Origin of the sequence: Paraburkholderia sp. Cy-641 (genome assembly GCF_011752945.1) — a bacterium.
In the GTDB taxonomy this organism is placed as follows: Bacteria; Pseudomonadota; Gammaproteobacteria; order Burkholderiales; family Burkholderiaceae; genus Paraburkholderia.
The window spans coordinates 40,193-54,638 of the sequence record NZ_VWWM01000037.1 but is presented as its reverse complement, the minus strand read 5'-3'; the positions used below and the strand labels follow the sequence as shown (position 1 = coordinate 54,638).

The window sequence follows — 14,446 nt, the reverse complement described above, 5'->3', positions numbered from 1 at the left end:
TCAGTCCCATCGAGTCGCCATATCTGCTTCTGAGGTGCAGCGACCATTCGATTGTATGATCTATTTAAACCTCAGCGGCAACTTGGGGCGGGGACCATGCGCAACTGCAACGGCGTGGACGTTTGACGGACCCGCACGCTCCAGGTGGTCGGCTTCGGACAAATTCCGCAGTGTGGCTGCTTTTGCTTCGACATATTTGAGGAGTTTGCTTTGATCACTTTCATCAAGCACCAAGGGCTCTCTGATACCGAGTATGCGCGAGGCAAAAAAACAAAAGGTCCTTTGCTCTTTTGTCTTCACCTTTTGATTGCCGCGCCATTGATTCTGGCCAGCGCGAGCTGCACGGAGAATATCGATACGCCGCCGATCGTGTCGGCAACCGGCTATCTCCACGGGCAGTCTGTATCCCTGGAGCGAGAGCAAATTCTCGCTTTGTCACACTGGATAGACGCGCACCGTACTGGTTGGAAGGGGCTAATGGAAACGCCGCCTCCACCGTCGATCTCTCTCGACGTGAAATATGCGGGCGGCCGGGAAGGCTCATTCGAAATTTGGCAAGACCCTCACGGCAATGGCGGGGTTGTCTATCATTACATTTATGAGCACGTCCCAGAGGTAAAGAGAGTAGCCCCCTTAAAGCAAAGCTTGTCCGAGCAGGACATGCAAGCATTTCGTGCGATTGCCAACAGCATCGGGAAATGATCGCCCAACGTATTGCTCAAAAAGTCTTTAGCCTCCGGCAGAGTGTCCGCGCTGGCCGAAAGGCGACGCTCGAACTGGCGTATCGGCGCTAGTAAGCGTGGATCGCCAGCCGCGGCTTTAGAAATTGTTGAACAACTGAGCTCCCGATCGAACGATGTAAACGAGGAAGGCGCCACTCGAATGGCCGCGACACGTCTGCTGTATACGGTCGGTTGTGGCCGACAGCACCAGACCGTAGAGCATTCCCCGGAGTGGACGTTGGAATACCTCCAGCAGCTTTCGGACAATCTGCGTAAACGCATACTACCGGCCACGAAGAGACATTTGCCCAACAAGCGGCCAACCCATTGGCGATTGGCAGAGGCTACAGGCAGCGGCATCAAACAGCTTGACCAACCAGGACACACTTCCTATTTTCTAGAAAGCACCTGGCTGGTCGACGGCATTCGCCGCAGTTGTAAGTTCATGCTCCAAACAGAAAAAGGTAAATCATGGATAACGCGACTGCGGATAGAGTCAATCTATGGCGCCGTATGGGGGCGAGGCTCGCGGTCGTCATCTGCCTGCCCACAATGGGATGCTCGTTACTGCCTCATGCCGCATCAGTCTCTGACCCGCCGACGCTTTACGTTTGGCCGGAATCGCGCTGCCCGTCTCTCAATGTGAACGCAGGTGCGCTCGCCGTAGCGGGAGAAAATCTGCTGGGGGGCGACTTGATCGGCGCGGCGGTCGGCGCCATTGCTTCCTCGCTAACTGCCGCAGCCGCTGCAGATAAGGCGGGGTATCAGGTGAGTTCGAATAGCGCGACCTTCTATCAAAGTGCGCTTTGGGATCCGGCCAAAAAAACCTATCAGCCCCAAGCGCCATTTTGTTACGTAATCGCACTGGCGAAGCCGAGTGCTACTCAAGGAACAGACTGGTGCACGGACCCGGATTTCAAAAGCTCTCTCGGCGCCTCCTGTACCAATAGCCCTGGTCTAATCACTTCGCTGTCGAAGAACCAGGGATTATTTAATCCGCCGGATGGCACGCTGCCTCTCACCGTGCCGTCGTTTTACGCCGAAATAGAATTGCAAAGCAGCGCAGCAGACGCAACGGCAAATTATTTTGTGGTGAAACCGCAGATTGCAGCAATTTACTACCCTCACTCTTTGCTAGGGGGAGTTTTCGAAGAGGGGAGGAGTAAACAGATCAGTATAACGATAAATTTTATCAACCCGACGCCATCGACGGCAACGGATTACTATAAAGCATCGACCGTGGGGATGCTGATTTATAATATAAATCCAGGAAAAACAATTTCCATTTCCGATGTATCCAATAATACGCAAACGGCCTGGACTCTGGTCCCGATCGAGAAAGTGCCGGCGGGAGTCCAATATAAGAATAATGACGGCGTTTCAATAGGCGGACCCTTCAGGCCGATCAATATAACCGCAACGGTTCACGAATTAGGTGATCCCAATGTTTTCCTGCAAGCGCTTGCACTCTCTTTTGCGTCGACGTCATCGACTAGCGGCATTACTACGGCGCTAGGCAACGCGGTTCTTCCGCAGGGCCAGCTGGCTCAAAAGCAAAACGATTCAACCCTTCAAAGCAACATCGGCAAATATTATGCGGCAGTCAGCTCTTACCAGACTGCCTGTGCCACCCTTCAGTCCGACAAAAACAACCCTACAAACGCGAGCAAAATTCCTGCAGACAAATCCAGTCTCGAATCGGCACAATATAATGTACAAAGTGCCTATACAGCAGCTTCGGCTTCCGCTCTGCAGAGTACCGTAGAGACATTGCCGGCTCAGCAAACCCTCACATGCCCTTGACGCAATACTAGTGCAGACATCAGAGGCATCGCCAGGCATCATTTGAATCGATTGAATATAATGATTCAGGGGTATATTGAAATGGATAAAATTTCATGTCGAATAATATATCCTGGATTGCTATTGTTTTCACTCCTGTCTTCCACCGCCTCAGCACAAGCGCCCGGCGAAACAGGCAACACCGGGTCCAACAGCGCTATTGCCACGCATGCCCTTGCAATATCCGGGAATTTATTCGACGAAAATACGCCGGAATATAGCGCGATGCTCCGTGCCAGCATTGGAGCGCTAAATGCAAAGCAAAAGAGCGACGCCAAGCCTCAAAATATACTGAACAAAATAAAAACACTGACGGTGACAAATCTCGACACTGACTCACGATACCGCAATGCTTTGTCATTGATCGTCCACCAGGCCGCACTAGGCGATCCCGAAAAAATCCTTTCCGGCACATCGGACGGCCCGGATACGCCTCGTGGAACAGCGGGATCGGGTTTGCCGCCACGCATACCAGGTGGACCACCCGCATCAAACACACCAGGCCGGTCCTACAATGCCACAACTCATTATCCCAACGTCGTTTTTATCCAGGATGCTCAGAACGGATTTTGTTCTGGCGTGGCAATCGGAAAGAAAAAGATACTGACTGCACGCCACTGCGTATGTCTGCACAATATGAAAAAGGTCGGTGTTGGCGTTGCGTTGGGGAGGGACATGAGTTTTACCAACATAGTGAGCGTCAACAAAATGTCAGAATGCGGTGATAGCAATGGGCCGGATATTGCCGTGGTGGAAACGGCACAGGACATCTACGATTCGAATTCGCCAACCATATTTTCAACAACCGCCGAACTCGACAAGGCAAAGGCTGGCATCGCAGTTGGATACGGAAATCGCGATCTTGGCAACGGCGGTGCAGCAATGGACGGTCAACGCGGTTACGCAAGTGTCGCCATCATAAGTACGAGTTGTTCCGCGCAGGATTCCAGGAAGTATGGATGCAACAGTGGCTTTGAATTTGTCGCGGGCCCAGTTTCGGCCGCTCTTCCGGGAGATCAGTGTCCAGGGGACAGTGGTGGTCCGCTCTACATCATGAGTGGCAATGGCATCTTTTTGGCCGGCATCGCAGATCGACCAGATACCGATTCGAATTTGCAATGCGGCTACGGCGGAATATACGAGCGAATTGATGGGAATGTCGGGAATTGGATTAAAAAAATCCTGGCATCCAATTAGTCGATTCAAGTTCGCAGCCAAGGAAGACGGCGATACATCTCCATTCGCCGTTCCCGTTCACCGTCCGCATACCGACTAGATGCTCCACAAACGAACACGCCCAGCCTAGAGCGCGGTTTTACGCGGCTTTAGAACCGCGTATGCAAGCCTACTCGCGCGACAGCCTGAGTTTGCCCGCTCGACGCGCCATCCGCACTGTTCATGCCGTTGATCTGCGCGAAACCCCCGGAACTGGCGCGCTGATAGAGGCCGAGCACGTAAACGCTCGTGCGCTTCGACAGCGAATAATCGACGATTGCCGCGACCTGGTGAGCGTGGTTATTGTCGACGACCGAATTGCCTTTCATATACATATACGAAGCACCGGTCGCGAGTGCCGGCGTGATCTGGTACTGCGCGCCCACGGAACCTTCGTAGACCGAGCCGCCGTTCGCGGAATTGCGTACGGTCGTGAAAAGCGCATTGGTGAACCACGAGCCGAACCGGTAGTGCGCGCCGATCCCCCAGTTGCGCACGCTCACTTGCGGTGAACCCGCGGTGTAGTACTTGATATTCGTGTATGCGGCATTCGCGCCGAATGAGTTCGCCGCGTAGTTAAGCGCGAAACTCGTCGAATTTCCCGCGCCGACCGAGCCCGCTACATTGCCGAAGCCATACATTACGCCTGCGCTGAATCCGTCGAATACCGGCGTCACGTACTTGACCGAGTTGGCAATACGCTCGCCGGCCATGCGGTCCCAGTCGAATGCGCCAGTCGGGTTTTGCGGCAGGGCGAGCTTCTGGAACGGGCCGGCGCGGAATGCGTAGAAGTGCCCGGAAATTTCGGCGGGATCGTTGCCGCCGAAATAGAGCGCGTCCGTCATGAAGTCGTACTGGTTGCCGAGCGTGAGCTTGCCGGTGCGCTCGTTGACGAGCCCCACCAGCGACGTGCGGCTGAACAGGCTCGCATTGGGCATGAATTGGCCATTGTTCACCTGGAACTGGTTGACAAGTTCGAAGATGGCCTTGGTGCCGCCACCGAGATCTTCCACGCCTCTCATACCCCACAGGTTAGGGCCGTTGACGCCGTCGTCCATCTTGATATTGTGGCTGCCCGACTGGTTGCTCACATACGTAACACCGGTATCGATAAGACCGAAGAGCGTGACGCTGCTCTGGGCATGTGCTGTCGCCGACATCAAGATGCTCGCAAGAATGGCGAGCGCGATTTTTTTCCTGTTCATCGAAATGATCTCCTGTTTTATTTAGTCATGCAGATGTAGGTGGTGTCGTATCTGGTGAGCGTCGATGGATGAGAAGCCAATCCGAAGTCCACCGAACGGGGCTCAATATAGTCGGCACGATGTTCCTGAGGAAGTGGTGCGAAAGGGCTGAAGAACGCATTCGATCGAGCGCGTTGCCGTCGAAAATTCCGGGGTTTACGCGAACTGACGGGATTGCAGGTGTGTGGCGAGATTTCTTCGTCTACGCCGTAGTTCTTTGAAAAATAAAAGTTTTGTACCCGTGTGCGATACAAGCGATGCTTGTTTTGCGTAAGTGCCGAAGCGGGAATTTGTAAAACGATGAAAGATCTCGAAGGCGGCGCGATAAATAAAAGAGAAAGCTCTTCACGCTATTTCGCAACGCGATTTCAAATAGCGTTGGTGCCACGCTACAGCGTGGCGACGGTTGTCGATCGCGGCCCCGCTTGAGCGCATTTCAATCTCTTTCTTTTGGCATCTAAAAAAATTATGGCGGGTTGTCGCGCGCTGTACCGGATGCCATCTGATCCGGCGCCTGCTACCCTGAACGAGTCCTTATGCAGCGGGCTTGTGCGCGATATCGAGCGCCATCGCGACGTGTTTGCCCGCATGCGAATCGTTCACGCACATCGCCAATCCCTGTGGTTAACCCGTGATTTCCGGTGATTCCCGCTCTGGCTAACGTCGCGTCCAAATCCGGCCGGCGTGTCTCTACCGCAACTTCGCCGCGGCAGAAGGATTGAGACGTTTCTGAGAACCGAAGTACTCAAAGAGGAGAGATGAATCCATGAACGTGAAGCAATGCGTAACCCAGCGTGGACGCGTAATGCGCTCTGCGCCTGCACATCCGGTTCCAATACTCGCCAGAACAAACAACGCGGGAGAACACGTATGAGAACACTGCACTCTCTCAATCCATTCGTGAGCATCAAGGCGCGTGCGGTTTCACTGCTGACTTTATTGAGCGTTTGCGCGACGGCCGCGATTGTCGCCGCATGCGGAGGCGGTAGTGGCAGCGGTGGCAGTATCAGCACATACACGCCGCTGTCGGTCGTGACGCCGAGCGTCGATTGTTCGAAGCTCGCTTCGGTCGATATCACCGACATCGGCGGCGCGGGCAGCTCGATTACCTCGGCGAGCGTAACCAATGCCACGATCAATGGCGCGACGGTCGCGTTCTGCACGGTGAAGGGCACACTCGCCCCGTCGAACACGTTCGAGGTCGCGCTGCCGGTCGGCACCTGGACGCAGCGTTTCGCGGAACTCGGCTGCGGTGGTTTGTGCGGCAATCTCAGCGACCCGACGCAGCAAAGTTCGTTCAGCTTCAGCTATACGTGCCCGCTCGTGCAGCAGGGCGGTTTCGTAACGGCGGCGACCGACATGGGCCACACGGGCCAGGATCAGACCTGGACGACGGACCCGCAAAAGCAGGCCGATTTCGCCTATCGCGGCCAGCACATCACGACGCTTACGGCGAAGAAGCTGATCAAGGCTTATTACGGACAGGCGCAGAAGTACTCGTACTTCATCGGCTGCTCCGACGGCGGCCGCGAGGCACTGATGGCCGCGCAACGTTATCCGGCCGACTACAACGGCATCGTGGCGGGCGCGCCGGCCGCTCATTTCCAGATCCAGAACTCGCTGTATCACGGCTGGAGCGTGAAGTCGCAGAGCACGACGGGCACGAGCACGGGCAACGCGGTGCTCTATGCCGATAAGGCGCAAGTACTGCACAAGGCCGTTATCGCCGCGTGCGGAGGCGGCAGCGGCGCGGCCGACGGTCTGATTGCCGATCCGCGTACCTGTCATTTCGATCCGGCGACGATCCAATGCGCCAACGGCGCGACCAGCACGAGCAACTGCCTGACCGCGGCGGAAGTCACGACGGCGAAGAACATCCTCAACGGTCCGACCGATGCGACGACCGGCGAGTACATGCTGGCGGGTTCGCCGCAGTATGGTTCGGAAGCGAACTGGATCGGCGTCGAAGTGCCGAACTCGAATTCGACCGATCCGGCCGTGTCCGTCAAGCAGTTGTTCAGCTATTCGATCGTGACGGGCGCGTACAACCTGATCTTCACCGGTTCGCCGACAATGCCGACCATCGACACCTTCGGCTATCAGGATGCGAGCTTCTACCCGACCTATCTGCAGGCGAACCATCCGTTCATCGACGCGACGAACCCGGACCTCTCCGCATTCCAGGCCGCCGGCGGCAAGCTGATTCTGTGGCACGGCTGGGCGGATCAGCACATCTCGCCGCTCTTCACGATCCAGTACTACGAAGCCATGCAGAAGACGATGGGCGATTCGAACGTGAGCCAGTTCGCGCGACTCTATCTGGTGCCGGGCGTGGCGCATTGCGGCGGTGGCGAAGGCTTCCCGAACATCGACCTCGTATCGAAGATCACGGATTGGGCCGAGCAGGCGAAGGCGCCGGATGCCGTGATGACGTATCAGACCGATGCGTCGAACAACGTCACGGCTTCGCGTCCGGTCTATCCGTATCCGGCGGTTGCGAAATACACCGGTTCGGGCGATTGGCACGACGGCGCGAACTATGCGCAAGGCGCGTCGCTCTATACGGCGGCCTCGCGTGCGTGGGCCGGCTCAAGCTTCTACACGCCTTATACGGCGAAAACGCAGGGCGTTGCCGCACCTTAAGCCGTACCTGTAGGCGTCGATTAGATGGCCGGCCTGGCGAGGCCGGCTCGCTTGCGAAGCGGAATGACCGTTGTCACGGTCGTTCCGCTTTTTGTTTTGGATGCCTGATTCAAGGCGCAACCCAGACGCAATCGTGAAGAACGGGAAAAGCGGCGCCGTTAGCGGCTTAAGTGACCGTTCTATGCGACTTCGTTCCCGTGTCATCTGTTCTGTTTATGCGTGTGCTCTGAAGCCGGTGCGGAAAAGGCTCACTTTCAGAGGCTGTGTATTTGCGTTTAGCGCTTATCCAGCGGGGCTTCGTGTGAATTCACCCGGCTTTGCGCAGGCCATGCGGAATAGAAAAAACGCGGATATTCACCACAGCCATATGGTTAACCCGCGCTTTGGAACCCGAGCGGCCAAACGCTACCTTCACGCCAATGACCCGGGCAAGACATTCAGGAACACATCGACATGACGCTTGCGGGATCGACGAACAGCACGAAGCCATGTGCTTCGTGCCGTGCGACAAGACCCATGAAGGAGACAGGAGAATTCAAATGACGAGTACCACGAGCGGTAAAAGAATCGATATCAAGGCGTTCATCGACGAACGGCCGATTTCCGCCTACCAGTGGCTGCTGGTAGTGCTGTGCTTTCTGGTCGTGACGGCCGACGGCATGGACGTCGCGATCATGGGTTTCGTCGCGCCGTCGATCATTCACGACTGGGCGATTTCGCGTCCCGCCTTCGGGCTCGTGATGAGCGCGGCGCCGATCGGTCTCGTGATCGGTGCATTGGCCGCGGGTCCGGCTTCGGATCGCATCGGCCGCAAGTGGGTGCTGATTACCTCGGTGTTTCTGTTCGGCGTATTCACGATTGCCACGGCATTCACGCAAACGCCGATGGCGATGGCGACGCTGCGCGTGCTGACCGGTATCGGTCTTGGCGCCGCGATGCCGAACTCGACCACGCTGCTGTCCGAATATGCACCGCAGCGCAAGCGCGCCTTGCTGATTACGGTGATGTTCACGGGCTTCAATCTCGGCTCGGCTTTGATCGGCTTCGCGGCCGGCTGGCTGATTCCGGCTCACGGCTGGCGCTCGGTACTGATCTTCGGCGGCGCGTTGCCGCTCGTGCTGATTCCGCTCCAGGTCTGGCTGTTGCCCGAGTCGGCCCGTCTGCTCGCAGTGCGTGGCGCGCCGTCGCAACGCATCGGTGCAGTGCTCGGCCGTGTGTGCGGCGCGCGCTTTGCCGGTGACGAAGTTTTCGTTTCCAACGAACCGCCGCTGCCGACGCGCAAGCCGATCGGCGTACTGTTCTCGCAAGGCTATGGTTCGATGACCATCGCGCTGTGGGTCACGTATTTCATGGGCCTGCTCGTGATCTATCTGCTGACCGGCTGGCTGCCGACGCTGATGAAAGATGCGGGCCTGTCCGTCACGACCGCGGCGAACATCACGGCGATGTTCCAGATCGGCGGCACGATCGGCGCGATTCTGGTCGGCTGGATCATGGACCGCGCACGTCCCGCTCCGGTGATCAGCGCGGCGTATGTCGGTGGTGCGCTGTGCGTGCTCGCACTCGGCTATATCGGTGCGTTGTCTTCGTCGCTGGCGGTACTCGTGTTTGCCGCGGGTTTTTGCATGAGCGGCGCGCAAACCGGCCTCAATGCATTCGCACCGGGCCGCTACCCGACCGTGGCACGCGCGACCGGCGTGAGCTGGATGCTCGGCATGGGTCGCTTCGGCAGCATCTTCGGTTCGGCGATCGGCGGTGCGTTGCTCGGTCTCGGCTGGCAATTTGGCGCGATTCTGGCGATGCTCGCTGTTCCCGCTACACTGGCTGCCATCGCTATTCTCGTGAGCCAGCGCGTGAGCGGCAGCGAAGCGGCGGTTCAGCCGAATACCGCGCACTAGCCAGCACGAAACATGCGGCGCGCGAGTTTCGCGCGCGTCGCCGGTTAAATTTATTTTCCGGGGAATTACGGTGATCATCGACATTCACGGCCACTATACGACTGCGCCGAAAGCATTGGAGACGTGGCGCAACCGCCAGATCGCAGGCATTGCGAATCCGTCGGCGATGCCCAACGTATCGGAGTTGCAGATCAGCGACGACGAACTGCGCGAGTCGATCGAGAACAATCAGTTGAGGCTCATGCGCGAACGCGGCCTCGATCTGACGATCTTCAGTCCGCGCGCGAGCTTTATGGCGCATCACATTGGCGATGCCGCCATCTCGGCAACATGGGCCGCGATCTGCAACGAGCTGTGCTATCGCGTGAGCCAGTTGTTCCCCGGGCATTTCGTGCCGGCCGCGATGCTGCCGCAAAGTCCGGGCGTGGATACGGCCACCTGCATTCCTGAACTCGTCAAATGCGTCGAGCAATACGGCAATGTCGCGATCAATCTGAATCCCGATCCGTCGGGCGGTCACTGGACCAGTCCGCCGCTGTCGGATCGCTACTGGTACCCGATCTACGAGAAGATGGTGGAGTACGACATTCCCGCCATGGTTCACGTGAGCACGAGCTGCAATGCGTGCTTCCACACGACCGGCGCGCATTATCTGAATGCGGATACGACCGCCTTCATGCAATGCCTGACCTCGGACCTGTTCCGCGATTTCCCCACGCTGCGTTTCGTGATTCCGCACGGTGGTGGCGCGGTGCCGTATCACTGGGGACGCTTTCGCGGTCTCGCGCAGGAGTTGAAAAAGCCTTTGCTGAAGGACCATCTGCTCAACAATATTTTCTTCGACACCTGCGTCTATCACCAACCGGGTATTGATCTGCTGACGCGCGTGATCCCCGTCGACAACATCCTGTTCGCGAGCGAGATGATCGGCGCGGTGCGCGGCATCGATCCGGAGACGGGCCACTATTTTGACGATACGAAGCGCTATATCGAAGCGGCGCATGTCGATGCGCAGGAACGCCAGAAGATCTATGAAAGAAATGCACGGCGTGTTTATTCGCGCCTCGATGCCTTGCTCAAATCAAAGGGGCTGTAATCATGTATGAACTCGGAGTGGTTTATCGCAACATCGAGCGCGCGGATGCCGGCGTGGCCGAAAAACTCGGCGCGCTCGGTTCGGCAACCGTGCATGAGGCCATGGGCCGCGTGGGCCTGCTCAAGCCTTATATGCGCCCGATCTATGCGGGCGCGACGGCGGCCGGCACGGCCGTCACCGTGCTGCTGCATCCCGGCGACAACTGGATGCTGCACGTCGCGGCCGAGCAGATTCGCCCCGGTGACATCGTCGTGGCCGGCGTTACCGCCGATTGCACCGATGGCTATTTCGGCGATCTGCTTGCGACGAGCTTCAAGGCGCGTGGCGCGCGCGGCTTGATTATCGATGCCGGCGTGCGCGACGTGAGCGTATTGACCGGGATGCAGTTCCCGGTCTGGAGCAAGGCGATTTCCGCGAAGGGCACCGTCAAGGCGACGCTCGGCTCGGTGAATATTCCGGTCGTCTGCGCGGGCGCACTGGTGACGCCGGGCGATGTCGTCGTCGCGGATGACGACGGTGTGGTCGTCGTGCCCGCCGCGGCGGCGCCAGCGGTACTCGAAAAAGCGGCCGAGCGCGAAGCGCTCGAGAGCGATAAGCGGGCGAAGCTCGCCTCGGGCGTGCTCGGTCTCGACATGTACAACATGCGCGGGCCGCTCGAGCAGGCCGGACTGCGCTACAAGGATTGAACAGCGTGCTTGAGCCGATCACAGGCATTTCGTCGATGGCGACGCGCCAGGTTCTGGCCAAACTCGCCGCATCGTATGAGCGCCGCACGGGACAGCCGGTGGCGATCGAATCGGTTGGCGGTGTCGACGCGGCGCGTCGTGTAGAGGATGGCGAAGTATTCGATATCGTCGTGCTGGCGGAGAACGCGATCGAACGGCTCGCGCTGGCCGGTCATGTCGATTCCGCGAGCCGGATCGCATTTGCGCGCTCGGGCGTCGCGGTCGCGGTGGCCACCGGTGAGCCGCATCCGGACATCGGCACCGAAGCGGCGCTGCGTGAGGCAATGCTCGGCGCACGCAGCATCGGTTATTCGACGGGACCGAGCGGCACGCATCTGCTCTGGCTGCTCGAACGCCTCGGCATTGCCGGGAGTATTGCGCCGCGTCTCGTGAAGGCGCCGCCGGGCGTGCCGGTGGGTGCGCTGGTGGCGCGCGGAGAGGTCGCGCTGGGATTTCAGCAGTTGAGCGAGTTGATTCACGTAGCCGGTATCGACGTGCTCGGGGCACTCCCGGGCAGCCTTCAATCCATCACGACTTTTACCGCTGCGATCTGCACGGCGGCTCGTCGGCGTGAAGCCGCGCGGGCATGGCTGTCGTCTCTGATTTCGCGCGAGGCCAACGGCGCGAAGATGGAGAACGGCATGATGCCGGCGTGATGGTTCAACGGTCTGACTGGCAGTGGGAATCGGCGGAAAGCAGCGGGAATCAGCGGTGGAGTCGAAGCTCCCGTGAATGAGCTTGACTGCTTCGCTTGCCTGAGCCGCCGGTTCACGCAAGCAGCTTGCCCCACTCGTAATCGACGCTGTCGGGTGTGAAGGGTAATACGCCCGCGCCCGGCGTGAACGTCAATTCGCCGAAATAAATTTCGTTATCCGGTGCATATAGATCGACGCGAACATAGTCGAAGTCTTCGGCCAATCGCACCGCGACGTCCAGTACCGCTTGCAGATTCCGCGGGGGCGCAGAGGGTGCGGCGCTGCGTTTATAGGGGCCGATGGCGATGTCGAGATGATTCCAGTCGGCGTCGTATACGTCGCCATGGCAGTCGCCGAACCGGTCCGCTATCACGAGGATATAGATGATCGGCCCACCGGGACGGCCGCCAAAGCAGTGCACCTTGAGATCGGCGGGAATCTGGTCGTGCTGGTCGAGCAGCAGGTGCTCGAAGAAGACGCGCGGCTTGATCATCCGATAATGCCGCTCGCGCGCGATGTGGTAGAAGTCGGTCGCCAGCCATTGCTCGGCGAGCATCCGCAATTTCTCGAAAGACGTCTTCGATTTGTCTCTCACCACTTCGACGAAATTGCTGCCGTGATTGGCCTTCATGACGAAGGCATCCGGCAGCGAGTCGAAGACCTTGCGCGTCAACAGCTCCGGCGCGGCGAGAAGCGGTATTAAATACTGCTCGCCGATCTTTGCTGCAATATATTCCCGCACCTTGAGTTTATCGGCCAGATCGATGTAACGCGGATCGGGCTTCAGATTACGTTGCAGGATCTTCTCATTGAACGTGGCGGGATGAAGAAGATTCGGATAGCGGCCAATGCATTTGTGATGCAGCAGACTCACGAAGATGGAGTCCGGCAGCAATGATTTCGCGGCTTCCTTGATCGCTCTCACTCTGGAAGGCGCTTGCCGGTACTGATGAAGCGGTTCCTCATATTGCCTCGTCTGCTCGCCAGATACCGCGTCAGAGAGGGCAACAGCCCCGTGTTCGGACGCCGTGTCCTGCGTGGCGTCCGCCGTATCTTCTTCATCGAACGCGGTGGGTTCGGTGATCGTCATGTTCTTATCCATGAATATATGGGTCGCGAAGCGCTCGTCCCGAAGCATCAAAGAGTGGCGGGAACCTGCCGCAGCATCTCGGCCGTGGTGCCCCAACTTTCCTCGGCCGTCTGCCAGCGCTCCTCGGCTTCTATCTGCTGTTGCGCGCGGAATTGCGTCGGCGACATGCCATAGCGCTCCTTGAAGAGCCGCCCGAGGCGATTGCCGTCCCCCATGCCGCACCGGCGCGCAATCTTGTCGACCGGCAAATCGGTGTTCTTCAACATCGAGCGCACGATTTCGAAGCGCGTGCGCAGCAGGTATTCGAGCGGGGTCATCCCGAATTCGCATTTGAAGCGGCGTTGAAAATTGCGCTTGCTCATCGCGACCGACTCCGCGGCCTGAGCAACCGAGATCGCCTTGCTGTAGTTCTCCTTGATCCAGCGCGCCGACTCGCGAATCTTCTCGGTCGTGGTCGTGATGTTCGCATCGTCGATTTCGGTGCGGCTCTTTTCGGCGTAGCCCGTTTGCAGAATGCGGCCGATTTTTCGGGCCGTATCCGAATTGACGTCGCGCTCTATCTGCGCGATCGCGAGATCGGTCGGCGTAACGTTGCTGGGCGCTCGCGACGCGTCGCCGCTGTCGTCGAACAGATAGATCGGCACCGTGGATTGCAGCGGGTCGTTGCATATCACGGCCAGGTTTGCGCCTTGCTGCATGCCGAACGATGCGATCGAGCCCTGCAATGAGATCCACGACAGAAAACGGTCATTCGATTCCGCCACTTCGGTGACGTCGCGGCAGGCCACGAAGAATGCATGGAAATCGGCGAGGCAGTAGCGATCGAGTCCTTGGGTCCAGATCGAAATGCCGGAAGAACTGGTCACGAGACCGCCGCCATCCGACAGTACGGAGAGCCGATAGGCCGGTTGTTCACCAGCGGATCTTTTGAACTCGTTGGCAAGCCGGAACGCGTCGCCTATCGCGCCGGTACTGGCCACCGAACAGTTCTGGAAGACGAAAAGACCAATGTGCTTCATCACGCGGGATTCTCCAGACGGGAAAAACTACGCATTGAGATTAGCGCATCGAGGTGATCAAGACGAACTTGGCCGGCATGCGCGGGTGTTTTGGCGTAATCGTCATGATCTGGGAAATTCTTACCTTGAACTCCGTTCGAACGCTTTCTATTACCTGTCTCTCAGTGAAGTTTTTTCTCATTCAATTGGCGCGATTTCGGTACCTCACTTTGTGCCGAAATCGTCAAATACGCAGCGTGGTAAAGGATGAGGCGATA

The 14,446-nt window shown here is 58.1% G+C and carries 11 protein-coding genes; 8 read left to right on the top strand and 3 right to left on the bottom strand.

The annotated features are described in order from the left end of the window. Nucleotides 1–210: 210 nt before the first annotated feature. The 3 genes from F3J20_RS20235 to F3J20_RS20225 all read left to right on the top strand — a co-directional run bounded on the left by F3J20_RS20235 (nucleotide 211) and on the right by F3J20_RS20225 (nucleotide 3,761). The gene (locus tag F3J20_RS20235; protein ID WP_167039522.1) at nucleotides 211–702 is read left to right on the top strand and encodes a hypothetical protein; all 492 of its coding nucleotides are present in this window, start codon (nucleotides 211–213) and stop codon (nucleotides 700–702) included. A gap of 491 nt (nucleotides 703–1,193) precedes the next feature. Beyond that, nucleotides 1,194–2,525, top strand: coding sequence for a hypothetical protein (locus F3J20_RS20230; protein WP_167284344.1), 1,332 nt, complete (start codon nucleotides 1,194–1,196; stop codon nucleotides 2,523–2,525). A 60-nt stretch (nucleotides 2,526–2,585) separates the two neighbouring features. Then, entirely contained in the window at nucleotides 2,586–3,761 is a 1,176-nt protein-coding gene (locus F3J20_RS20225) for a trypsin-like serine protease (RefSeq protein ID WP_167284343.1), read from the top strand. Nucleotides 3,762–3,889: 128 nt separating this feature from the next. On the opposite strand, the gene F3J20_RS20220 is transcribed toward F3J20_RS20225, so the two are convergent. After that, entirely contained in the window at nucleotides 3,890–4,984 is a 1,095-nt protein-coding gene (locus F3J20_RS20220; protein ID WP_167284342.1) for a porin, read from the bottom strand. A 909-nt stretch (nucleotides 4,985–5,893) separates the two neighbouring features. Between F3J20_RS20220 and F3J20_RS20215 the strand changes: the two genes are divergently transcribed. The 5 genes from F3J20_RS20215 (at nucleotide 5,894) to F3J20_RS20195 (ending at nucleotide 12,041) form a co-directional block, all read left to right on the top strand. Further along, nucleotides 5,894–7,666, top strand: a complete 1,773-nt coding sequence (locus F3J20_RS20215) for a tannase/feruloyl esterase family alpha/beta hydrolase (protein WP_167284341.1) — start codon at nucleotides 5,894–5,896, stop codon at nucleotides 7,664–7,666. A gap of 539 nt (nucleotides 7,667–8,205) precedes the next feature. Then, nucleotides 8,206–9,564 (top strand): aromatic acid/H+ symport family MFS transporter, encoded by a 1,359-nt coding sequence (locus F3J20_RS20210; RefSeq protein ID WP_167284340.1) that lies wholly within the window; start codon nucleotides 8,206–8,208, stop codon nucleotides 9,562–9,564. Nucleotides 9,565–9,634: 70 nt separating this feature from the next. After that, nucleotides 9,635–10,660 (top strand): amidohydrolase family protein, encoded by a 1,026-nt coding sequence (locus tag F3J20_RS20205; protein WP_167284339.1) that lies wholly within the window; start codon nucleotides 9,635–9,637, stop codon nucleotides 10,658–10,660. A gap of 2 nt (nucleotides 10,661–10,662) precedes the next feature. Beyond that, nucleotides 10,663–11,346, top strand: coding sequence for a 4-carboxy-4-hydroxy-2-oxoadipate aldolase/oxaloacetate decarboxylase (gene ligK, locus F3J20_RS20200; RefSeq protein ID WP_167284338.1), 684 nt, complete (start codon nucleotides 10,663–10,665; stop codon nucleotides 11,344–11,346). Between the two features lie 35 nt (nucleotides 11,347–11,381). Then, a complete protein-coding gene (locus F3J20_RS20195; RefSeq protein ID WP_167284364.1) occupies nucleotides 11,382–12,041 on the top strand; it encodes a substrate-binding domain-containing protein in 660 nt (219 codons plus the stop codon). A gap of 112 nt (nucleotides 12,042–12,153) precedes the next feature. Here F3J20_RS20195 and F3J20_RS20190 read toward each other — a convergent pair whose 3' ends face one another. Together F3J20_RS20190 and F3J20_RS20185 are read right to left on the bottom strand one after the other, a co-directional pair. Beyond that, nucleotides 12,154–13,170 carry an ATP-grasp fold amidoligase family protein gene (locus tag F3J20_RS20190; RefSeq protein WP_167284337.1) on the bottom strand — a complete coding sequence of 339 codons (1,017 nt, stop codon included), beginning with the start codon at nucleotides 13,168–13,170 and terminating at the stop codon, nucleotides 12,154–12,156. A gap of 47 nt (nucleotides 13,171–13,217) precedes the next feature. Then, on the bottom strand, nucleotides 13,218–14,189 hold the full coding sequence (locus tag F3J20_RS20185; RefSeq protein ID WP_167039920.1) for a helix-turn-helix domain-containing protein: 972 nt from the start codon (nucleotides 14,187–14,189) through the stop codon (nucleotides 13,218–13,220). Nucleotides 14,190–14,446: the final 257 nt, after the last annotated feature.

Coding starts and splice junctions, on each gene's coding strand:
- F3J20_RS20195 (WP_167284364.1), top strand. CDS start 11,382: ATGGCGACGCGCCAGGTTCTGGCCAAACTCGCCGCATCGTATGAGCGC.
- F3J20_RS20225 (WP_167284343.1), top strand. CDS start 2,586: ATGATTCAGGGGTATATTGAAATGGATAAAATTTCATGTCGAATAATA.
- F3J20_RS20210 (WP_167284340.1), top strand. CDS start 8,206: ATGACGAGTACCACGAGCGGTAAAAGAATCGATATCAAGGCGTTCATC.
- F3J20_RS20190 (WP_167284337.1), bottom strand. CDS start 13,170: ATGACGATCACCGAACCCACCGCGTTCGATGAAGAAGATACGGCGGAC.
- F3J20_RS20230 (WP_167284344.1), top strand. CDS start 1,194: ATGGATAACGCGACTGCGGATAGAGTCAATCTATGGCGCCGTATGGGG.
- ligK (WP_167284338.1), top strand. CDS start 10,663: ATGTATGAACTCGGAGTGGTTTATCGCAACATCGAGCGCGCGGATGCC.
- F3J20_RS20185 (WP_167039920.1), bottom strand. CDS start 14,189: ATGAAGCACATTGGTCTTTTCGTCTTCCAGAACTGTTCGGTGGCCAGT.
- F3J20_RS20220 (WP_167284342.1), bottom strand. CDS start 4,984: ATGAACAGGAAAAAAATCGCGCTCGCCATTCTTGCGAGCATCTTGATG.
- F3J20_RS20215 (WP_167284341.1), top strand. CDS start 5,894: ATGAGAACACTGCACTCTCTCAATCCATTCGTGAGCATCAAGGCGCGT.